Origin of the sequence: Alkalimarinus alittae (genome assembly GCF_026016465.1) — a bacterium.
Lineage (GTDB): Bacteria > Pseudomonadota > Gammaproteobacteria > Pseudomonadales > Oleiphilaceae > Alkalimarinus > Alkalimarinus alittae.
This window is the reverse complement of the sequence record NZ_CP100390.1, coordinates 1,266,139-1,289,800: the sequence shown is the minus strand read 5'-3', so window position 1 is coordinate 1,289,800 and position 23,662 is coordinate 1,266,139. Positions and strand designations below refer to the sequence as shown.

The window sequence follows — 23,662 nt, the reverse complement described above, 5'->3', positions numbered from 1 at the left end:
TTACTTTCAATTATTTTAATCATAATTCGTTAAATTTTTACCATACAAACCAGTAGTACTTAGGCTTTTTTATGGTGAGTGATAATATTTTCTGAGCCGCTAGCCAGCCTCAGTGCTGCTGATTGTTTAAGCTGCTCACTAAAACTACTTGCAGCAGTGATGCTTTCTCCACCATCGTCGATATCATCAAAAAAACCTTTATGGTCGGCCATCAATGAACTCGGTGCATCATCATCAGCTAACTTTTCCTGCGCGTTATTAACATCGTCATCTGCTTGCCAACGATCATTATTAGCGACTATTTTTGTGGCAGACAATTCAGGCTTAGCAAAAGGGTCAAGTAAATGATTAACCCCTAGTGAAGCCGAATTAAATGAATCAACCAAACCATTGCGGGCTGCAGATTCAAGCTGCGATTGATTAACCGCTAACTGCACGAAAACTGCATGTGATGTAGGTAACGGGATTTGCCGGACAGACTGCTGTACATAAAGTGCATTATCGGGGTAGCGTTCAATACCCAGCGGTGAAAAATCTTTACCGCCTAACTCGCCTAAGCCTTTATCACCAGAGGCAAACGCTAGGCCGATATCCAAACCACCTAGTAGTTCTTTGTAGGCAACGGAGTCAATATCTAAAAGATTTAAACCAGAGCTGAGTTGGATTTCATTTCTCGCTTCTTGAACACTCAACAAAACATGCAGCGCAGGGTCAACGGGGCGAAGCGGCACGGTAAAGTCAGGTCTAAAAGTACCGGAATGTCGGTGCTCTCCTTCCACCCGTGACTCCGCCGTTATATCGATGTAAATTGTTGCCGAAGCTGTACCGCCCTCGCCATCACTAATTTCATAATCGAAATTAAAGCCGCCAACAAAACTAGGGTCCGGATAAAAAGTGATTACACCACTGGCGCTGATAGTGACTTCACCATTAGGCACAGGCAAGGTTTGTGCTTGACCTGCGATCACTGGTTGACCTGCAATACTAGTGACAACAAGGGTGTCGTCATTAATATCGGTGTCATTATCAAGCAAGTTCAACACAACACCTGTGGTACCGGTGGCGCCATCAACGCTATAACTATCATCGTTTGCTACGGGGTTATCGTTTACAGGTAGCACGGTGATATTAACCGTCGCTGTTTCAGTGATACCGTTAACGCTCGCCGTATACGTAAAACTATCGGTGCCTTCGAAATCTACATTCGGCGTATAACTAAAAGTACCATTTTGATTTAATACCACTATGCCATTTTGAGCTTGGGTGAACACTGAGACTGTCGCGACACCTTCAAAATTATCATTGGCTAGCACATCAAACGTAACCTGTTGAGTTTCATTAGTGGTAACTGCATCATCACTAATATCAATAACAGGTAGCACCGTTAAAGCCAGTGACGACACATGCGTTGCAAACCCTTCGGTGATTTCAATACCCATAGCGATAGGTCCCGATGCGGAGGTATTAAAATCGTCAGCGGGCGTGTAATCAACGGCTAATAAAGCAGCATTGATTTGAGTAGATGTACCCGTAATAACAACCGTATTGGTGCCGTTATCAGTAATGGTTGCCCCACCCCCAACGATCACATTAATAACGCCAGCATTAGCGGGCAACGATAATGTTGTGGTGAGGATAGCGTTTTCAGCATCCTGCACACCGATGCCATTGATCGTAAGCGTTGTGTCTTCGGTTGCGGTTTGTGGCTCAGGCAAAGTACTAACCGCGATATCGTTAAGGCCGGTGACGGTGATAGTGACCGTTACGGGGGTACTGACACCGCCATTATTATCACTGTTTGTGTAAGTGAAGCTAACGTCTCGGCTGCCGCCCGGTGCTAAATCATCAAAGTCGCCGGCCGGATCAAAGCTATAACTGCCATCGGGGTTAAATGTCAGAGAACCTTCACCCACGTTAGTCACTAACGCAAAACCATTGGGATCAATGGTGCCATCGACATCACTACCAGCGGGCACAGTGGCATTGAGCAGGGTGTCTTCGTCGGTAGTCTGAGTATCGCCAGCGGCAACAGGGTTGTCATTTGTACCGTTAATGGTGACTTCTATTGTTGTCGGTGTGCCATCTACCGTAGTGACGTTAAACACTTCATTAATCGAGTCACCAACATTTAAACTGTCGAACGCACTGCTGGCAGTAAAGGTCCATGTGCCGTTAACATTTAAGATTAATTCGCCATTGGGGCGAGTAATGGTCACGGGTGTAAACGTGTTGTCTGGGTCATCAGGATCGATGCTAGTGAGGGTGCCACTGAATATCAACGGCGCATCCGTTTCATCAAGACTAACGTCTGCGCTACTGACTGTTGCCGCATTATTAACCGGTACAACCTCAACCGTGGTGGTAACCACAGCAGACGTTTGCTGGCCATTGGCTGCGGCCTCGACATTTTCATCGCGCACCGTCCAATTGATAATGCGGTCTGCATTGCCTGGATTAGCACCAGAGCTGTAACTCACAGTCTGCAATAATGATTGGTATTCGGCTTTAGTGGCATTGCCGCTAATGGTCAGCGTGCCTGCTACCGAGCTGTCTACCGTTAAGCCCAATGAGGTAACCAGTGCTGCATCCAGCGCCAGTGTATCGCCTGCGGTAAAACCACCGGCTATGGTAATCACGGCTTGGTTTAAATCAGCATCGTCAATATCAGCCAGGCTCAGCGCTGGCTCTAACACCACCGCCGGATCATTTTCTGTGTAACTGTGCGTAGTAGCAACACCGCTGATGACCGGCGCATCGTTGACGGGGTTAACCACCGTGGCGATGTTGATGTTAGCCGCCGACCACGTTTCCGTCGTGCCTAGGTTGGCAGAAATATCCTGACCCGAGGCCTCCGCTTGCACGCTGTCAGCAAGGTGCACCGTTAATTCACCCGGGGTGCCGCTGTATTCTGCCACCGGTAAAAAACGAATATCGGCGGTGGCGGGTAGCACTAGGGCATTGCCCGATGACAAACCCACGTTGGTGATTGTTACCCAACCCGCACCACTGTCGTATTGCCAGCTACCTTCTGTAACTGGGTTAGCGGCGTTGCCAATAATGGCGATACCACCAAGGGCTGTCGCACTGGAGCCGCCCACAACGGTATCGGTGCTGTCATCGTATTGTGAGCTGGTGATAACACTGCTCAGTGCAGCACCGGCTGGGTTGGTGTTGTCTTCATCAATGGCTGTAAGGGTTGCACTACCACTGGCGACAGGCGCATCGTTGACTGCGGCAATAACAGTGCCCAGCGTGACGGCATTGGCCGCATTGGAGAATGCGGTGGTGCCACCGGTAGCGGCTGCGCTCAAATCAGCACCCGCACCTGTGGTAACTGCACCGCTGGAGCTATCAATTAAGCGTACGGTTAAATCACCGGGCGTGCCGTTCCAATCAGGCTGCGCTAAAAAGCGAACTTGATCGGTGCTCGATAATAAAAACGGATTGACCAAGCTGGCGGTGGTCGGGATGACCAGCCAGCCTCCACCACTATTGTACTGCCAAGCGCCTTGAGTGGCGGTCGCGGCATTATCAACAATCGCCACGCCCGCCAGGGTATTGGCCGTAGAGCCATTGGTGACGGTATCGGTGCTGTCGTCAAACCTTGGGCCAAATAAATTGCTAACGGTATCGCCTGCTGGGTTTACTGTGTCCTCTAATAGCGTCGGCAAGCTTGCGCTCGGGGCTGTTCGCAGCGGTGCATCATTCACCGGGGTAATAACCGTACCCAAGGTGACCGCATTGGCCGCATTGGAGAATGCTGTGGTGCCACCGGTAGCGGCTGCGCTCAAATCAGCACCCGCACCTGTGGTAACGGCTCCACTGGAGCTGTCGATTAAACGCACCGTTAAATCACCGGGTGTGCCGTTCCAATCAGGCAGCGCTAAAAAGCGAACTTGATCGGTGCTTGATAATAAAAACGGATTGGCCAAGCTGGCGGTGGTTGGGATGGCCAACCAGACTCCACCACTATTGTACTGCCAAGCGCCTTGAGCGGCGCTCGCGGCATTGTCAACAATCGCCACGCCCGCAAGGGTATTAGCCGTCGAGCCATTGGTGACAGTATCGGTGCTGTCGTCAAACCTTGGACCAAATAAGTTGCTGACGGTATCGCCTGCAGGGTTGGTGGTGTCTTCGGGTAGTGTTGGTAAGCTGGTGCTCGCCGCTGTTCGCAGCGGTGCATCATTGACCGGGGTAATGGTGATTTGCAGGGTTTCTGAATCGGTCAACGCACCGCCGGTGCCGGTGTTGCCTTGGTCATCAACAGCGATAGTTAATGCCTGTGTAAAAGCCACGGTATTTTGATCGCCAGTCGGCGTAAACGTTAATGAGGCCAGCGCGGTATTGATAGCCGCTTTGGTGCCAGTAAACACCATCGCGGTGTCGTTAGCGCCATCACCGGTAGTAAAGGTTAAACCGGCAATCGTGCTTAAGTTAATGGTGCCTTTGGGAGTACCGCCGAGAGTGAGACTGACTTGTAAGTCGCTGCCAGAATCATCGGCATCGGCAATTGAAACGCCGATTGCATTAGCGGTGCTGTCTTCCAAAACCGTAGAGTTAGCGGGCACGGTAATGACGGGAGCATCGTTAACCGGTGTGACTTCAACCGTGGTAGTCACCACCGCTGAGGTCTGCTGACCGTTAGTTGCGACCTCTGAATTTTCATCGCGCACTGTCCAATTGATAATGCGGTCTGCACTGCCAGGGTTATCAGAACTCGAGCTGTAACTCACTGTTTGTAGTAACGATTGGTATTCAGCTTTGGTAGCATTGCCGCTAATGGTCAGCGTACCTGCTACCGAGCTGTCTACGGTTAAACCCAATGAGGCAGCCAGTGCAGCATCCAAGGCAAGCGTATCACCCGCAACAAACCCGCTGAAAATAGTAATCACTGCCTGGTTTAAATCTGCATCGTCAACATCAGCCAAGCTCAGCGCCGGTTCTAACACCACAGCCGGATCATTTTCTGTGTAAGTGTGCGTGGTAACAACACCGCTGATAACTGGCGCATCGTTGACGGGGTTAACCGCCGTGGCGATGTTGATGCTAGCCGCCGACCATGTTTCTGTCGTGCCTAGATTGCCAGAAATATCCTGACCCGAGGCCTCCGCTTGCACGCTGTCAGCAAGGTGTACCGTTAATGCACCCGGGGTGCCGCTGTATTCTGCCACCGGTAAAAAACGGATATCGGCGGTGGCGGGTAACACTAAGGCATTGCCCGATGACAAGCCCACATTGGTGATCGTCACCCAACCCGCACCACTGTTGTATTGCCAGCTACCTTCGGTGACGGGGTTGGCGGCGTTGCCAATTATGGCGATGCCACCCAGCGCTGTCGCCGTCGAACCGCCGGCGATGGTATCGGTGCTGTCATCGTATTGTGAGCTGGTGATCACACTGCTCAGTGCAGCACCCGATGGGTTGGTGTTGTCTTCATCAATGGCTGCAAGGGTTGAACTACCACTGGCGACAGGTGCATCGTTAACTGCGGTGATAACCGTGCCCAAGGTGACCGCATTGGCCGCATTAGAAAAGGCAGTTGTGCCACCGGTGGCGGCTCCACTTAAATCAGCACCCGCACCCGTGGCAACGGCTCCACTGGAGCTATCGATTAAGCGCACCGTTAAATCACCGGGTGTGCCGTTCCAATCAGGCTGCGCTAAAAAACGAACCTGATCGGTGCTCGATAATAAAAACGGATCAGACAAGCTGGCAGTGGTTGGGATGGCCAACCAGCCGCCACCACTGTTGTACTGCCAAGCGCCTTGAGTGGCGGTCGCGGCATTATCAACAATCGCCACGCCCGCTAGGGTATTGGCCGTCGAGCCATTGGTGACAGTATCGGTGCTGTCGTCAAACCTTGGCCCAAATAAGTTGCTGACGGTATCGCCAGCTGGGTTTGCCGTGTCTTCTGGCAGTGTTGGTAAGCTCGTGCTCGCTGCTGTTCGCAGCGGTGCATCATTGACTGGGGTAATGGTGATTTGCAGGGTTTCTGAATCCGTTAACGCGCCACCGGTGCCTGTGTTGCCTTGGTCATCAACAGCGATGGTTAAGGCCTGCGTAAAAGCGACGGTGTTTTGATCACCTGTCGGCGTAAAAGTGAGCGAAGCCAGTGCGGTATTAATGGCTGCTTTAGTACCAGTAAACACCATCGCGGTATCGTTAGTGCCATCGCCAGTGGTAAAGGTTAAACCGGCAATCGTGCTTAAGTTAATGGTTCCTTTGGGCGTGCCGCCGAGAGTGAGACTGACTTGTAAGTCGCTGCCAAAGTCATCGGGATCATCGATTGAAATACCGCTGATCGCGTTAGCGCTACTGTCTTCTAAAACCGTAGGGTTAACAGGCACAGTAATGACGGGGGCGTCATTGGTACCAGAAACAGCGATTAGAAAATCTTCAGCGTCGGTGTTGTTGCCATCCACACCAACACCTTCGGTACCATTGCCAATACCGCCAACGCGATCATCGGCAGTAGTGGTGATCCGAACAACGGTATCGACGTTGGCATTGGCTGGGGCATAAACCAGTGAATTTAAGGTGGCTTCAACATCAGCGGAGGTGCCAGTTATAGTAATGGTATCAGTATTGTCATTAGTGATTACTGCCGCGCCAGAGGCCGTCGCGGTTAAGGTGCCATAGGGTGCGCCACCAGCGTTATTGGTAGCAGCAACCGAGACTGATATAAGATCGGCCGCACCCTCGCTAGTATCACTATTATCATTCAAGGTGAATGAACCACCTTCAGCATTAATGCTAATGCTGGTTCCAGAGTTTAAGGTCAAGCCTGATGCTAACGTTGCGTTGATCGCTAAAACAGGAGCATCGTTAACTGGAGTGATGGTGATTTCATTATCGACAGTCGCCGTTTGCTGGCCATCGGCATGATCAAAATCGGCAATAGTGGTTGTTAAATATAACGTGCCATTGCCAAGGCCTGGGCCATTAAAGTCACCACGACCCTGAAAACGTAGCGCATTTAATGCATTTTCGACGTCGGTTATGTTGCCGGTGATTGTGAGCGTATTAGAGTTGTTACCAGCAATGACTATACCGGGTTGGCTGCTTAATCTTAAACGTCCCTCATTTGTACTGCTGGCTAAAGTGGTTCGACCAGCATCGTTAAAAAGCTCAACGGTGGCGGTAACATCTTCACCAAAACTATCAGCATCTGATAGTGCAAAGCCGCCTAAAGTAATTTGTGCATCTTCGTTAACGGTAAAACTCGAAACATTGGTGATAGTGGGCGCATCGTTATTGTTAGAGACACGCAAAGCAATATCAAAGGCAACGCGGTTATTGCTGCTATTAACAGCAGAGCCATCGTCATTGATAGCGCCGCCGTTGGCACCGGCTAGCAAAACACCTGAACCATCGCGCAAACGATCATCGCCGATCACTCTCAGCTGTATGCTGTCGCTATTTTGGTCGGCACTAAAGGCAATGGTTAGACTAGCAAGCACAGCATCAATCTCTGCTTTGGTACCCTGCAAAATCATATTGTTAGTGCCTTTGCCAGCAACAAGACTGCTAGGGTCGGGCGCGGTGTAATTTAATATATGAGCACCTGAGCCTAAGCAACTAACCTCAATACGCATAAAATCGGTTTCGCCTGCCGTTATGCCGTCATCAAAATCTAGGTCAGCCAGTGTGATAACCGGCACGTTAGTGGTTGCAGCACCCGCTGCGAAAACATCCAAGTTATCGGGGCCGGAAATTTCGATAACATCATTAGTAGGGGTAATTTCAATTAAAAAGGTCGAGCCCAGCGCTGGAGTGCCCTGAGCAAAGCTCTGCGAATCATTCGCGGTCCAATCACCATCGCTAACGACATAATCAAAAGAGTCGCTGTTTGTTTCACTGCCATCATGCTCATAACTGATCAGGCCTGAATCTAAAGCGTCTTGAGTGAATACCGAACCTGCACCAAGCGCTTTACCACCCAAAAATAAACGGCCATTATTGGGGGCATCGGTGATGCGGTATTGTCGCTGAATGCTAGAGTTATCGTCATCGCCAAACACTAAGTGCGCGACAGCCGTATCAGAATCAGGTGTCGGTAAACCTGAACCGCTAATACCATTAATCGTGGCATAAGATTCAGCACCCCCGATAACCCGTGTACCGCCCTCAGCAACAGCACCAGCCTCGCCAGTTACCAGCTGCCATTTTGAAACAAACGAGGGAGCATCATTGACTGGAAAAATAGTAATCGGCACGACCAAGGTCGAGCCTTCTGAACTAGCGTTAGTAGCAGTTGGCACAACCACACCTGAATCATCAAGTGGCACAATAGAAAACGAATCGGAAAAATTTTCACCGCCTGAATGGGTGTAGGTCAAATCACCATTTTGCAACTGCGCCAGCGTGACCACGGTTGTATTGGCGGTTATCAGCACGCCATCAAGCCTTAACTCACCGTGAAGGGTGTCGGCAGTAATTCTAAAGCTCAGCTCGTCGTTAGCCGCATGAACACCGCCCTCGTTATCAGAGGCCGAGTTATCTCGGTCACTCAAAATAATGTTGGCATCGGTGATAACAACAACATTGTTTTCACTGACAAAAACAGCATTATTGTTGACTGCCTCTGGCGTGTCATTTTGGGGGGTTACTGCAATGCTGAACGATTGCGGTGCTGACTCCGTATTACCATCTGAAAGGGTGTAATTAAAAGAATCAACAAAGTCTTCATCACCATTATGAACGAAGCTAACATTACCGTTATTGACATCAGCTTGGGTAAAAGTTTGGTTGTAAGTTAGAGAGGCGCCATTGAGACTAATAAAACCGCTCGTTGGTAAAGAAACTAATCGGTACACCAACTCATCGGCACTGCTCTCAGCGTCGGTAATTAATAATTCAGTATCACTAAAGTTGAATGTGCCACCCTCGTTTAGGTCAGCCGCATCGATAGTATTTGAGCCACCACTCACCGGCGAGGTATTAATGGGGGCCGCACTCGGAACGGGGTCAGGGCTGACAATCACGGTATCGGGGACAATCACGTCAAAGGTTATCGGCGTTAGTGGGCTCCCCTGTGTAGGATTATCGTAAATACCACCGTCTCGGCTATCTGGAAACAACCGGATACCGCCGTCCTTTACCGTAAAAGTCATACTGTCGGTACGCGGGGTGTCGCTAAGTGTTACATAGCTTACATTGCCAGCATTAATATCAGCCTGAGTAAACGTAGCACCGGCGGTGAGCGTTTGACCGTTAACGGTAAAGTAGCCATCTGCTGGGTTTGGAACACTTGTTAATGTGTATGTTAGCGAGGTGTTTGCCGAATCAACATCAGTTACTTCAAGCATAGCGGCAGTCAAAGTTATTGACGAAGAACCTGGAGCCATGGTCTGAGGTACATTAGTATTCAGCAGTGGGTCATCATTGTTGGGCACAATATCTAACTGAATGGTCGCCGCATCAGAAAGCACATTGCCCTCACCACCGCCATCATCCACAACCTGCATGTTAAAACTATCAGAGGTGTTTTCACCGCCTGAGTGGCTGTAAGTCAGCAAGCTAGGGTCGGCAACCGCAAAAGGGGTGCCGACAGTGGCGGCCGTTATTGCTACACCGTTATAGAACAGCGTGCCATTGACCGGCAAGCTGGTGATTTCGTAACTTTGCGCAGCACCCCCCTCAGGATCAAAAAAAGTAATCGCCCCTCTCGGGCTATTAAAGGGCGCTATTAATAAACCGTTATCAGCAAGATTAACCGCCGTTTCGCCTTCAATTACAGTGATAACACCCTCTAAAGTAGGTGCTTGATTAATCGGGTTAATATTGACTGAAATCGACTGGTTAGTGATCAACCCACCAGCACCATCATCAACAGTGATCAAAAAGCTGTCGGTTGTCGCCGCAGTCACTTGTGAGCCGTCGTGCTGATAAGAGAAGTTAGCAATATCTGCTGCTGAAAAGGTCGAGCCAACCGCAATTAAATTGCCGTTGAACAGCAAATCACCATTGGTGGGCACAGCCGCTATTTTAATGATGGTCTGAACGGCTTGGGTATCGATATCCGTCAACCCTAGCTGGGCTTGAGTAAAACCAAAACTCGTTGTTGTCACGGCAGAAAAACTGCTGCTGCCACCCTCATCTATCTCTAAAGGCGTGCCGCCGCTGATAGTCGGCGCATCATTTATGGCGACCACTTCAATATCACTGATTTGAATGGTTGTCGGACCATCGGGGGTATCAACATCATTGACGGTAATATCAATAAGCGGCGTGTAGGCTGGATCCAAGCTATTACTGTTAGCGGTTGGCGTAAAAATCATGCCATTGAGAGCAGTATTAATTTCTGCCTCGGTGCCAGTAATGGTGACAGCACTGCTACCATCGGCACCTGCTGTCACTGACCACCCTGCCCCAGCTAAAGTGATACTGCCGCCGGTCACGCTGATGGCAGCCTCTAGCTCCACACCCACATCGTCATCGGTAACGCTAACGCCGGTGATGGATAGTGGCGTGTCTTCATCAGTGCTGCGGGTATCAAGCCCTGCTTGGGTATCAGTTATTTGTGGTGGGCCGAGCAAACTAGCAAAACCTGTCACCTCAACGGCTTGTGTTTCAATATTACCGGCTTGCCACTCCAAATCCCAATCACCACCTAAGCCTTTTGCCCCAGTGGGGTCAGTAGAAGCTGCTATATCGGCTCCGGTCGCCGCCGCCAAAGCAGCCACAAAAGATTGGCCTTCAGCACTGCTTGCCACATCACAACCATAAAGCAAAATATCGGCATCACCCGATAAAGCCGCACGTATTTGGCTTAGGGCCGCACTATAGTCTTGTGAGTCTTGCCTTAGTGCCGCTTCATTAACAGCACTATTGCCTAGCTGTAACTCCCCATCGCTGCCGTGGCTGAATAAATGAATAGCGTCAATATCGTTGCGCCCAGCTACTGCCGCAGCAATTTGTAGCAAACCATCTTCTTCGCCATTGAGTAAAATAACTTCGCTATTGGCGAATTGATTCGCTATTGATTGTTGATTTTCAATACCCGCATCAATAAAAACTAGCTGCCGAGTTTGGGGGCTTTCAGCAAATATTTCAGGGGAAAAATCACTGAGTGATTCCGCATCTTGGTGGGCTGCGGCCGTTGTTGATGGCTCGGTGTTAGTGGTGTTATCCACCTGCTCAGCGATAGCTATTGGCAGCGCTGCATCAAAGACTATCCGCGGCTCAAGCGCCAAACGCTGAGTTTTGGGCTTGAAGATTGAGCTGAAACCTTTTTGCTGACTCATATTGCCAATAACCATTGTTATAAATTTTTAGAAAATAACTAATTAGAAAGGGACTTATTAGAAAGGGATAAGCCTTAATCTTTAGCTGCGAATAAAAACCAGCCAACAAACATCACCATCCTGCATTGAATTTAGTATAGCCTATAAAACAAGTTACAGCCTTTTAATGTTGGGTTAATTGAATCACAAAAGAGAACATAAACGTGTAATAGGTTACCCAACCAAAGGGTTCGAGTAAATTTTAATCAAAAACTGCATGACCAGAGCGCTATCGTCAAGCTTACGTACAATTAGACATCTGTGATGTTAAACAGCATAACGCGCCAAAATTTACCGATACCAACTCGTTTATAGCCAACACTTTTTGGTGGTGGTTGATGCGATCTTCTTTCCCTATCAACGCTCCCACCGTTGAGAACAATACTAGCAATAGCACTGAGACAACGGCCGGTAAAACGCGCGATTAATTGGCTATCATGTGTAGCAAGGCCTTTCGGAAACCTTAATCAACTAGTACGGTTTTTTCTGAAAATGATCCCAGTGGGTAAAGCTGCGCGTCTCAGTTCATATTTGGCCTTAAGGTTATTGTCAGTGTTGTCAACGGTATTTCTGCGGGTATTAGGTGGCCTAGGTACCGCCCGCCTGCCACTGGATCAGCACTGCAAGACTAATACCTTCATCATTACTGGCAATAACTCTAGCCCTAGCCGCGCCCGAAGACATGGGAGCGCGCACCGCTGTCAGCCATAGCTGCCCTTCGCTTCTGCAGACAATAGCCAATCGGGTTGAAATTTCGTCAGATAACTAGCACAAACGTACGGTGCGGACCCTATTGCATACCTTTATCTTGTAGCATAATCAGGCATCACCGGAACGCTTGTGTCGGAACATGAGTGTCGCGACGAACTTGCTATGCTCAGTTACCCGCTGGGTATTCCAGATGTAAATCAAACTACTAGTCACAGGATTTTTATGAGCAGCACGAATGTTGAAACCGTAGATGTTGTTATTATTGGTGCAGGTTTTTCTGGTATGTATGCCATACACCGCCTGCGTAACTATAAAGTAGTCTGCCTTGAAGCTGGAGACGGTGTCGGCGGTACTTGGTATTGGAACCGCTACCCCGGCGCGCGGGTGGATATTCAAAGCGTTGAATACTCCTACGGATTCGACGAAGACTTACAGCAGGAATGGTCTTGGCCGGAGTATTTTTCTGCCCAGCCAGATCTCGAGCGCTATGCAAACCACGTAGCTGATCGCTTCAATTTACGTGAGCATATACGCTTTTCTAATCCCGTTACCCGCATGAAATTTAATGAAGCCGAGAACCTCTGGCATGTTTACACCGCCACCGGTGGTCACTTCGCCTGCCGCCATGTCATAGCCGCAACGGGCAGTCTCACCGCACCCAACTTGCCACCGTGGCCAGGCCGCGAGCAGTTCAAAGGCGAGATCTATCACACGGCCAGATGGCCAGCCGAGGGGGTAGATTTCTCCGGCAAGCGGGTCGGTTTTATCGGCACCGGATCTACCGGTATTCAAGCAATGCCAATCATTGCCGAGCAAGCCGATGAATTATATGTTTTTCAACGCACCCCAGCCTATTGCATGCCCTCTGGAAACAGACCGCTTGACGAGGCGCATGAACGGGACTGGAAAGACAACTATCCACAGCGCCGCGAACATATACTGCAGACCTATGGCGCTTCAATGGTCGAATACCCAGAGTTTTCTGCGCATGACTGCAGCCCAGAACAGCGCGAGGAAATTCTTGAGAAAGCTTGGAACTCGAAAAGCGCATTTCAGCTAATAGTCGCCTTTAGTGATGTCATGACAGATACCGCAGCCAACGAAATAGTCTGCGAATTCGCCCGCGGAAAAATCCGCTCAATCGTCAAAGACCCAGAAGTGGCTGAGCTGCTATGCCCAACAACCTACCCTATCGGCGGCAAGCGCCTGTGTGTCGGCAATGGTTACTTTGAAATGTATAACCGCGACAATGTCACGCTAGTGGATGTAAAAACAGCGCCTATTGTTGAGTTTACCGAATCGGGCTTACGCACCGCGGCGGCGCAGTACGACTTGGATGTGATTATCACAGCTACGGGGTTCGATGCTGTTACCGGCGCCATGGATCGGATCGATATCGAGGGCTGCAACAACCGCAAGCTTAAAGACAAGTGGGCTGATGGCCCAACCACCTATCTTGGGGCGATGGTATCCGGTTTTCCCAATATGTTTATGATCCACGGCCCGTCCACCCCAGCCGCGCAAGCGCAGATGATCACTACCGGTGAATGGCAGGTCAACTGGACTGCCGACATCATCGACGCCATGGAGCGTGAAGGGCTTAACCGTATCGATGTAACCGAAGAGGCTGAACAGGAGTGGGCGCAGGAGGTCGATATGGGGGTTCTGGGGACATCCCCGCCTAATGTAACACTTATCGCTACAGCCCACGCCTCATAGGGTCTCCAGAGGTGCCTTAATTTTCATTTTGCACTATTGATTGCATAATCTCATCCAAATTGAGTAAATTGTGCTCAAAGCTGAAGCTGTAAGTCCCATTCAAATTGATATTATGCCAAGCCACTGGTGATACCTGCTTGATAATTTCGAGCTTCTTGTCGTCACCTTCCGCCTCAAAATGCTCGAGTAACCGCGTCAATATCAGTGAGTTAAAATAAATAATGGCGTTAGTTAACAGCCTAGCGCATTCATTCCACAAAACGATTTGGTCGTCTGATTTTCCTTGAAAACGGTTACCATTCACATGAGCAATGGCACGACGTAGTTGATGATAAGCCTCTCCGCGATTCAATGCTCGCTGCACATAAGTTCTTAAACTAGCATCATCAATATAGTCCAGTAAGTACATGGCCTTGAGCATACGATTGTATTCAGTTAACGCTTTCAGCAAGGGGTGGTTTTGACTGTAACCAGAAAGCTTTCTAACAAGTGTTGCCTGCGTTATAGTCTTCTGCTGTAGCGATATAACAATGCGCTGAATAGTATCCCACTCATCGATGATCAGTGCTGTATTGATAGGCTTTTTCAATGATAGGGTCGCCTTATTATCTTCTCCCTCACTCACATCAAAAAGATCTGATATCACTGTTCCAAACTGAGCATAGCGCGGCGCAAAGGTATAGCCAAACAGGTCCAGCAAAGCAAAGTTCACATGATTAACCCCGTGCGTATCCGTTGATAATATATCCGGCTTAATTTCAGAGGTATTGTTATGAAGCAGGTCTAAAATAAAGTGTGATTCATGTTCATTGGCACCAATAATCTGGGCATTCAAGGCGACATGATTGGCAATCAGGTTCATCGATGTCAGTCCTTTATTCGTGCCAAAGTATTTAGATGAATAGCGGGTTTTAAAAGTCTCTAACCGCGATTCGAATTTCTGCCCATCGGCACTGGCATGAATGAGTCCTTCCTGGATATTGTAATGCTTGAAGATGGCTAATTTCGCCGTCGCATCGTTAATTGCATCATTGCCGAGGTTGAGCGTTTCAGGCCGCAAATAATTGGCCTGTACTGTGCGTAGGTGATCATATGACCGGTCAGAGATACTGGCCATACCATGTAAGCCGTAATAAGTACCATTGCCAATGACTGCTGCCAGCAAGTCATTCAAATGATCGCTCTGTCCAGACTGTACCTGACGAACATGCTCAAAGTGCTTTAAAAAGCCTGTTTCCTGATGCACGAAGCGTAATACATCGGCAATGTTAATCGGTTTCATGCGATCAAAAAAGGGGTTGTTTAAAGCCGATTTTGTTCCTGAATACGGCAACCTCCATTGCGTCTTTCCTGAGCGATTACGCAGTATCACATTTTGATTGTCACCATCGTCAATGCGCTGGCAAACTCGTTGCAGCTTATCATTCATTTTCTGTTCCATTGAGTTCACAAGCTGGGCAGGTTCGGTATTCATGCTGTCTAGCATGGAACCTTTAAGTAGCTTGTCTTTCTGTGCCCAAGGGATATCTCCAACAAGGTCATCATGTAATGCACGATATTTAATGGCCGTCGGTATAAATAGTTTCCCATCAAGGTTATTTTGAGCTGCTAAATACAACATGATCTCATAACGTTCAGGAAATACGTTGTTATCTGCATCGATCACATACAATTGTTGCTTAGACGAAATTAACCGTCGGTCTGTAGACGCTAATTCACCAGAGTCTAACAATGTTTCTTTCATTCCATTTAATTGTGCAGATAAAGCCTGTGTTTTATCTGACCCTTCAAAGGTCAGGCATAAAAATATAGGGCGTATTAAATGTTTAATAAGCTCACGCTGTTTATCATAAAATTCCCAGATGTAATCATTTTTCGTGCGTTTTTGTTTCTTCAGATACAAGCACAGTGATTCTATTTCTCGCGCTCCAAGTAAGCTTTGTACCTGTTGTTTTATTTGTCGAAACGACACCTGATCATCAATATCATCGTCAATATAAAAGTATAATAAGTCAGCGGCTTTGCTGATATTTGATACTCCACCTTCCCAATCTTTATAGGCCATCTCCTTGGCGTACTCTTTGGCTTTTTCACGCAATTTTCGAACGTGGTAGATAAACCCATCGGCCAAACGTTCAATATTGATTTGTGCGCGCTCCTGAAGATAACAAAGTAAATAGAGCTGCTGCGTGACACTGTCAAAGCGTTTAAGCTTAGTAATAGAATAGTAATCAACCATCGCCGCATAATGCAGCTGGTTTTGTTGTGATAGTGCTAGAGCAGAGACTACCTGATTCACTTCATCCATCCAGGGCTGAATGAGTTTGTTAACGTTCAACTCTTTTTCCAATTCAGGGGCATTAAAACTTTTGGCAGCCTGTTTAAGTTCTTTGAGCGTTAGTGTGCCTTCTCCATCGATTAAATTAGCGAGGTTAGAAGCTAATTCATCTGACATAGTTGTTTTTAATGTGTCAGAAAGTCGCTTACGTTCCTGCTTGCTTACCTGGCTGATAATTCGCTGAAGTACGGTATATTTAGGGATAGCTATATGATTTCGAGCAAGGTATTCGGTGCATGCATCAAATAAAAATCGTGGTTCAATCCAGGATTTGGCAACCTGTTGCAAATAGGTAATGAGAGGTTCCTGATGTTGCTCTACATCCCATGCTTTGAAGTCCTGCAGGTTGAAAATCTTGTCGTAGATACGTGCTTTTTGCATACGACTAACACTGAAGCGAGGGACTTTAAATTTAGGGAAATACTCTTCAGCGATAAAGGCCAGGTCTTCCTGCAATTCCTTGTAAGGTGGGTTGAGTTGAATCGGTTTGATTTTAAAATAGCAGAGAAGTGCTATGGCATAGCATTTATGCTTTCGATCCCTGATGGATTTAATAACGTCTTGTTCCAAGTCATTTAGTGCAAAGCTGACGCGCTTTTCTTCCAGTGATAGGCTGGGAATGCCGTATAAATCGTTAATTTCTGCTTCGTGGAGTATGGTCAGGCGTTTTGAATTAGGCATGGGCTTCTCGCAAAAGCCGGAATACTACTATAATTGGGATATTGCAGCGATTTTGAAAATTAAGGCACCTCTGGAGACCTTATGAAGCGTGGGCTGTAGCGATAAGTGTTACATTAGGCGGGGATGTCCCCAGAACCCCAAGGGCCTAGAAGGATTCCGAATAAGAGAATGGGGATGTGAGGTGTGCGGTACGCACCACACCTGTCGAGGTACAAACTCGGCGATCAATATTCTCGGGGTCGGGCTAGACCTTCTCGCAGGAGAACAGGTAGCGGGATAAGCCGTCCTGGTCTTTGGGCTCGTAATGGCCCTTAGAATCACCTTCCTTTAGGTGGGTGAGAAGTCAAAGATATCGAATTGATAGTTACTGGTCTTTATAGTTGGATTGTATCTCGTCATAAAATGCAATTCCCGCATCAGAAAGGATATATTTTCCAGCTGACGGCATTTCTAATAATATATTTCGGTCAATCAAATTGCTTTTTATCGCAACCCATAAGCCCTTTTTCAAGCCAGACTTATCAAGCAACTCTGCGGTGTCAGGCATTTTTTCAATGTCTTCAAAGTCTGATTTAGTCAAACCACCATTCGCTTCAGTAAGCTTCCCTATTTTATAGTTATGTTCATTTATAAACTTTCCGATCAACAATAATAATACGCACACTTTCATAGTGGCATCAGTTTTTAGATCTTCTTTTTGACCAGACCTTTCTCGAATCAATACATAACTAGATTTATCAACAAAGTCATAACCGTTCATTCTGTACTGGTTATGATATACATCCAAATTATCCATAATTTCAACAAAGAGTTCGTTGTCTACCCGACTCCCGCTATTGTTTAATATGGATTTATTAATCACTTTGCCATTCATTAGCTCGTTGAATATCTGAACACTTTTGGTCTGATTAAACATATGGGTAATCCTTTCTATACTGAATACATAGGTACTCATAAAAGTGCGTTGAATCACACAATCTTTTTCTATCTTTTCGAAAAATAAAATCAGTTTTTTTATATAAAGCAGTGAATGCTGCAATACCATAAAGCACATCAAATAATTTGAAATCGGTGAGGTTTTCTTGTAATAGATTGTGAATGTATGCGTGAGTGTCTTCTAATTGCTCAAGTGGTTTATTTCTTATTATTATTTGAGTTATTTTTTCACTTCTTTCATCCGAAACTTTACCTTGTATCTGTAAAGGCTTTAACGTTTCCTCATTTTTACTTTTCTCATTTAGTCCGATAGTCCTTACAAACTCATTAAGTCTTAAGGGGGTTCGCTCTTCATCCCAGTTTAACTTTGACGCATATTTAGATTTAGCTGTGGCCAAACCGTCAAGGGACGTGAACGAGTGAAATATTTCGGAGTCCTTTGATAAGTATTTATTTCGCTGCTTTCCATGCCTGAGAGGTATTAAGCTAGCCATCAGATCGCTATATGCGCTCTCTATAGAGAGAAAGCTATTTCTGTCTTTAGATAGGTGCTGTGAAAACTGTTCTAATTTCCTAACTAAAACCGCTATATCTTTGTAATAACTCGCTATGGCTGTTTTCCTGAACCCTAGGTTGTTTGCTAGTATGTAGCGTTGATGGCCATCGTCTAAATGATAATCTATCACTGACTGAATCGATAGGGAGACTGATTTAGTGTTCTTCATCACCATAGAAGGGTCTATAAATTCATAGCAAGGCAGTACATAGCGGTTATACAGACTGGACACTTTGTCGTATAGGTCAAAAACACTAATCGAGCCGTCGCCAGAGTCATACCCTTTGTATTCCTCAGAGACCTGGTCTACTTGAAAATGAAGGGCGGTGACATTTTGTTTTATTTTGGATTGTATTTCACTAAGGTTCCCATTAAAAAACTGCATTGATTCTTTATATTCGTTCGAATCAATTTCACTAAAAATCACATTATCCGAAGAGTGAGAAAGCTGAAGTCGCATGCCTTCAAAATCGGCGCTAGTGAGTTCTCGGACTCGTTTAATATCCAAAAACCGTAACAGCTCTACAATTACACGCTCTAATGTAATCATGCCCGTGTTTTTATCGTTATGTATAAATATTCCATTCTCAAGCAGAGTTGTAATACTTAAGTGGGCGGGAATATTATCGTCAGGATCTAAGCATATTTTTCGATTATATAACTTTAGATATAGCGCCTCGGGGATTTCAAAGGCTCCATCACTTGAATCTATATAATCAATAAGCTCCAGAAAAGTGTTTTGGTGCTTAACTATTGCTTGTATTAATATATCTCGGTTTAAGCGCATTCATCCTGCCCTTCAAATGACTCGATATGTGCAGGCAATATGTGCATGTGACATTTTTTTACCAGTGGAGCTGTCACGGAAAAGCGATCAATTGAAACCCACCGCCCCACCAAATTTGCGACTAAAGGGCTAAAGGTAGGGGTGGCGCAAAATATAGAAAATCCATGCTCTGCAATTTGCTTAATTGTCGCGCTGGTATTTTTGCCGTCCAGTGTTCCAATTTCATCTACTATGATTGGGATTTGAAGTTTTACGTAATTAGGCGTGATTCGCTTTAAAAGAACAGCCAAAACAAATGCGGTAATAGTACTTGTAGTTCCACCTGACTGACTTTTAGTTACAACTTCGTTGGTCTCTGCCAGAGTGTATTGGTATTGGATCGAAGTGATGATGTCCTTTAATTTAAGTCGGCGGGTCCTTTTATTAAAGTATTTGTCTACGAACTTTAACAGTGATGAATAAAAAGAAGGGTCGAGTAAGGAGTCGTCCTGAATGTTGTGCTTATCCAGTGTGTCTAGCAGCGCTAGGAAATTTGAATTTAACTCTACATGTAGTTTGATTTCAGATAAGTTCGATACATGTTTGCTGTTTAAATCCTGATTCAACTCTGAAATATAATTGGTAATAAGTGCCTTAGAGTCTTTCAGTTCACTAAGTTGATTATTAACTAGCTGATTATGGCTTTGTTTAGCATTATCATGCTTTGTTTTTTCGTACTCAAAAGTATCAAATGTGGTTGAGTGTATTTTGATTAATTGATTGTATTCATGAAGATCTTCGCGCCTTTTATGAGGATCAATTTCACTGTGAGGCAGCTCAATTGCCAGAGTGTTAAAATCAGCTTCAAACTCTCTAAAACTTATTGACGCCTTCTTGGCTTGGTTTAGTACCTCCAAACCATCTTCACTTTTTATCTCTTTCAGCGAATCTACTTCCCCCTGAAGATCGAAGGGGCGAATGAAAGAAAATGCAGTCTTAAGATTAGCTTTTATTCCTTCCAGCGAATCTATTTCTTTTTGTATTCCAGTCAACTTGTTTGAAAGTTCGCTGTATTCCCTCTGAATTTCGCTATGTTTATTTTTCTGTTCGTTGTTCTTATTTTCAAGCTCTTGCTGCTTTGATTGCTGAGCAGCTAATGATACTTCCGTTTCTTTTGTATCTTTTTCAAGCTGTTCAAGTCCACCTATCAGATCTCGTTCCTTTATTGCCTTATTAAGGTCGGCGTCTTCGCGCTCTATCACACCCTCAATGGTGTCGTGCTTTACAGCCTCATGGTGTACGGTAATATCTTTTCGTACTTTGCTTAGCTCTGCGCAATAATTCTCTATACTTTTAACCCATTTAACTCTTTGTTCTTCAATGTTGAATTTGTTATAGGGCACTTCATTTAAGGTTGACTCTAAAAATGTCAACCGACCAGAACCATCTTTGCCTAAAAGTGAGGCAAAATCTAAAATGGTTCTTTTTGTTTCTGGATCAATAACTGAAGTGATATTACAAAGCTGTGAGTTAAGGGAGTGCAAAACATCAGCGGCGTCCTCATTTCGCAGCTGGAAGAAAATGGTCTCCTCAGTTTCTTTAGCTAAAGATTCAAGACCTGAAATATTTTCCTCAAGAACTGCCCGCCTAGTGTTTAGCTTTACCAAGCTTTTTATTGCGCCATCTTCTTCTTTTAGTGTCTTAATTGACTCCGTTAACGTCCTAATCTCATCATTAAATGCACCTAATATTTCATCGATAGGCATATTAACGTAGCGTGCTTTTAATGCTTTCACCTTTTTAAGTTTATTTCGGCTACGCACTAGCTGCTTCACTAGCTGTTCAGTGGCACCAGAGAATATTAATTGTTCTGCGTCGCTGGTTTTGATGTTTTCTTCAAGGTTGTGTTTTTGCCTGCTTACATCATCAAAAGGAGTTTTTATTTCACTTAATCGCTTTTTATTGCTCTTTTCAAAAGCCTCTACTGCATGATTGACCGAGCGATATAGCCTTGAATATTTAGCTATTCTTATAGCTGATTCATCGAATGACTCTTTCGTTTTTCGCCACGTCAGGGATGCGTTTTCGATTTTTTGCAGCCATTCCTGCTGATCCAACAACTGATTATGCTGTTCAATTAAGTCTATTAGGTTGGCGTCTAGCTTCTCCTGGTCACGACTCCTGCCCATATCTATCAATGTAGCAATAGCTGTTGGAAGGGTTTCTGTTTTTGAGCTTCCCGTATCAAAAGCTAACTGATAAATTTTCTTAAATGCCGAGATTGCATCTTTAGAGTCTCCATCTTTTAGCGGAATGACGCAGAAGCGTTTTCGATCAGGCGAGTCTCGAAAACTAGCAAACATAAGACTCGCTATTTCTTTTTCGTCAGATACTTGAATTGCTTTCAGTGACTTTAGTTGAGAGCCAACACTTGATAGTGACAAATCAGGCGGAAAGCTATCTTCAGAGTCATTCCAAAATACAGACCTTAATGCTTCGTATTCTGCAGGGACAAAGAATCGACCATAACCCCAATTCTGATTATTCCTATATAGAACCATGCAGAATTTACCTTCAGGATTACTAACTTCTAACACTATGTAAGAATGGGGGCTGGGAAAGTAAAACAGGTAAGACTCTTCCGTTGAGTAGGCTCCATCTCTGCCTTCAAAACAAAACTTCTCTGCACAATTAGTAAGAGATGTCTCGGGGTACAGTAATAATTTTGTCCCAGCGAGGCTGGCTGTTTTGCCTTGATTGTTATCGCCAAACATAGCTAGGTGCGTATTTAGCATGATTTCAGAATACCCATGCTGGGCAGAGTTAATATAGACAAGTCTATTTAGTACATAATCTTCATTTAATAAATCACTAACACCATTCATAGACATGTAAAAAACTCTCCTGTTCAATCGTTTTTCTATGTTTTTTAATTAACCGTGCAAAAGGAGCTAAGGCATCAAACTTAACGCCTATCTCAATTACTTTGTCGATATGTTCAGGCGATGCAGTTGTTTGAACTCTTTCTAATCGTTTTTCAATATCATCAGGAACAATAAATTGATGCTGATAGTTATCAGTTAACACCATGATGTTAGCTGCTATTTGTAAACCGCCTAAATCCAAGTCTAAAAAAAGAAAAAGTTCTTTGTATTGCCTTAAAAAACTGGAATGAAGTGAATTGCTTACCTCATTTCCACTCGTGAAAATAACATCAATATCCAAGCCAAAATCAACATTTGAGTTATCTGCCAAAAACTCTAAAGTTTCACTTATGTTAAGAAAGTTTTGTCTGTTTTCGATCAGTAATGCAGTATCAGCTCGCGCGTAATCTTTAGTTAAATTACCGTCACCATCAAATACAATTATCTTCGGGTCTGAAACACCCTTTCTTATAATCAAAAAAGAGCCGTTAACCTTTACCGAGTGGCTATTGTTTTGAACGGCAGCTTCTGACCTTGTTTCTGCCTCTGATCCCCTAGCAATCTGCTCCAAACAGCGTTTTAAAGATGGTGGTAAATAGGTAACTATGTATTTATTTCCCTTTACCTTTGTCGCTCTTATCTCATCCTGGCTAAAGCTAACATCCAATCTTATTGTATTTAATAATCGGTAGAATGCACCTAAGTCTATAGGCCTCTCGCTACTAATCTTTTGAAGGTATCTTGCTAGCTTTTTAAATTCCATAACAGTGTATTCGCTGACATAAGTGTATTATTTTAGACGCTATATATATTTATATACTGCCTATTATTGTACAGTATGTTAAAATTAACAGCAAAGGGACACATAATAGGAACAAAACATGCAGTTAAATCTCACTGAAGAAAGGCAACAGCAAAGACTTAACTATATTGATTTATGTGCACTGGTTTTGGGCTGTGTAAGCAGAAAGCTGTTAATGAATCGATTTGATATAAAAGAAGCAACCGCATCCAAAGACATTAAAACCTATCAAGAAAGATCAGGAGAGCGATTAAAGTATAGCCATCAGCTTAGGGCATATACTCCGGTTGACTGGTTCTCGCCTCTTTTTGAGCACTCTGTAGAGCATGCTCTTGATCTTATTGGCAAAGGTTCTCTGTCAGTTACATGCGATCCAAGTATTGCTGACAATATATACACACAACGACTCCAATCTTCATTGCCTGTGCTAGCCAACATTTCTTCAATTTTTCGCGCCCTTTATTTACGTAAGAAAGTGGAAATAGCGTATATATCGCAAACGTCAGGTGAGAGCACAAGATTAATAGCCCCTCATAGCCTTATTGCCACTGGAACTTCTACCTATGTTAGAGCTTTTGACCATAAGAGTGGGGAATTTAGAAGCTTTAAACTTAATCGAGTCGTGCACTCAAAGCTGACAAACTATCTTCCAGAACCTAAACAGGAAAAAAGTTTTGATTCTGAATGGAATGAGCATGTTACGCTAAAAATCACGCCAAATCATAAACTAGAACACCCTGAATCAGTTGAACTTGATTACAAGATGGCTAATGGTGTTTTAACAATTAACATCAAAAAAGCACTAGTGAAGTTTTTTCTAATGGATTGGCATATTGCTCCTTTAGAGTTTCCAGATTTGCCTGGAGTTTTATTTCCCCTCAAGCTGGAGAGCATTACACCAGTTATCGAAATAACTTAACTAGGCTATTCGAGGTAAGCTAACG

The 23,662-nt window shown here is 45.3% G+C and carries 9 protein-coding genes; 2 read left to right on the top strand and 7 right to left on the bottom strand.

Annotation, left to right across the window (positions count from 1 at the left end; translation table 11 throughout):
- Positions 1 to 59 precede the first annotated feature (59 nt).
- Both NKI27_RS05680 and NKI27_RS05675 read right to left on the bottom strand, forming a co-directional pair.
- Entirely contained in the window at positions 60 to 11,246 is an 11,187-nt protein-coding gene (locus NKI27_RS05680; RefSeq protein ID WP_265048718.1) for a cadherin-like domain-containing protein, read from the bottom strand.
- 627 nt (positions 11,247 to 11,873) lie between these two features.
- Positions 11,874 to 12,026 (bottom strand): hypothetical protein, encoded by a 153-nt coding sequence (locus NKI27_RS05675; RefSeq protein ID WP_265048717.1) that lies wholly within the window; start codon positions 12,024 to 12,026, stop codon positions 11,874 to 11,876.
- A 192-nt stretch (positions 12,027 to 12,218) separates the two neighbouring features.
- Here NKI27_RS05675 and NKI27_RS05670 point away from each other — a divergent pair, with 192 nt between their 5' ends.
- Entirely contained in the window at positions 12,219 to 13,715 is a 1,497-nt protein-coding gene (locus tag NKI27_RS05670) for a flavin-containing monooxygenase (protein ID WP_265048716.1), read from the top strand.
- A 16-nt stretch (positions 13,716 to 13,731) separates the two neighbouring features.
- Here NKI27_RS05670 and NKI27_RS05665 read toward each other — a convergent pair whose 3' ends face one another.
- The 5 genes from NKI27_RS05665 to NKI27_RS05645 all read right to left on the bottom strand — a co-directional run bounded on the left by NKI27_RS05665 (position 13,732) and on the right by NKI27_RS05645 (position 22,679).
- The gene (locus NKI27_RS05665) at positions 13,732 to 16,734 is read right to left on the bottom strand and encodes a Tn3 family transposase (protein WP_265048715.1); all 3,003 of its coding nucleotides are present in this window, start codon (positions 16,732 to 16,734) and stop codon (positions 13,732 to 13,734) included.
- A 364-nt stretch (positions 16,735 to 17,098) separates the two neighbouring features.
- The gene (locus NKI27_RS05660) at positions 17,099 to 17,650 is read right to left on the bottom strand and encodes a condensin complex protein MksE (protein ID WP_265048714.1); all 552 of its coding nucleotides are present in this window, start codon (positions 17,648 to 17,650) and stop codon (positions 17,099 to 17,101) included.
- The gene (locus NKI27_RS05655) at positions 17,643 to 19,013 is read right to left on the bottom strand and encodes a hypothetical protein (RefSeq protein ID WP_265048713.1); all 1,371 of its coding nucleotides are present in this window, start codon (positions 19,011 to 19,013) and stop codon (positions 17,643 to 17,645) included. The genes NKI27_RS05660 and NKI27_RS05655 overlap by 8 nt, the downstream gene beginning before the upstream one ends.
- Entirely contained in the window at positions 19,004 to 21,883 is a 2,880-nt protein-coding gene (locus NKI27_RS05650) for a coiled-coil domain-containing protein (RefSeq protein ID WP_265048712.1), read from the bottom strand. The genes NKI27_RS05655 and NKI27_RS05650 overlap by 10 nt, the downstream gene beginning before the upstream one ends.
- A complete protein-coding gene (locus tag NKI27_RS05645; RefSeq protein ID WP_265048711.1) occupies positions 21,864 to 22,679 on the bottom strand; it encodes a hypothetical protein in 816 nt (271 codons plus the stop codon). The genes NKI27_RS05650 and NKI27_RS05645 overlap by 20 nt, the downstream gene beginning before the upstream one ends.
- Positions 22,680 to 22,797: 118 nt before the next feature.
- Between NKI27_RS05645 and NKI27_RS05640 the strand changes: the two genes are divergently transcribed.
- Positions 22,798 to 23,637, top strand: a complete 840-nt coding sequence (locus NKI27_RS05640; RefSeq protein ID WP_265048710.1) for a WYL domain-containing transcriptional regulator — start codon at positions 22,798 to 22,800, stop codon at positions 23,635 to 23,637.
- The last annotated feature ends 25 nt before the right edge of the window (positions 23,638 to 23,662 follow it).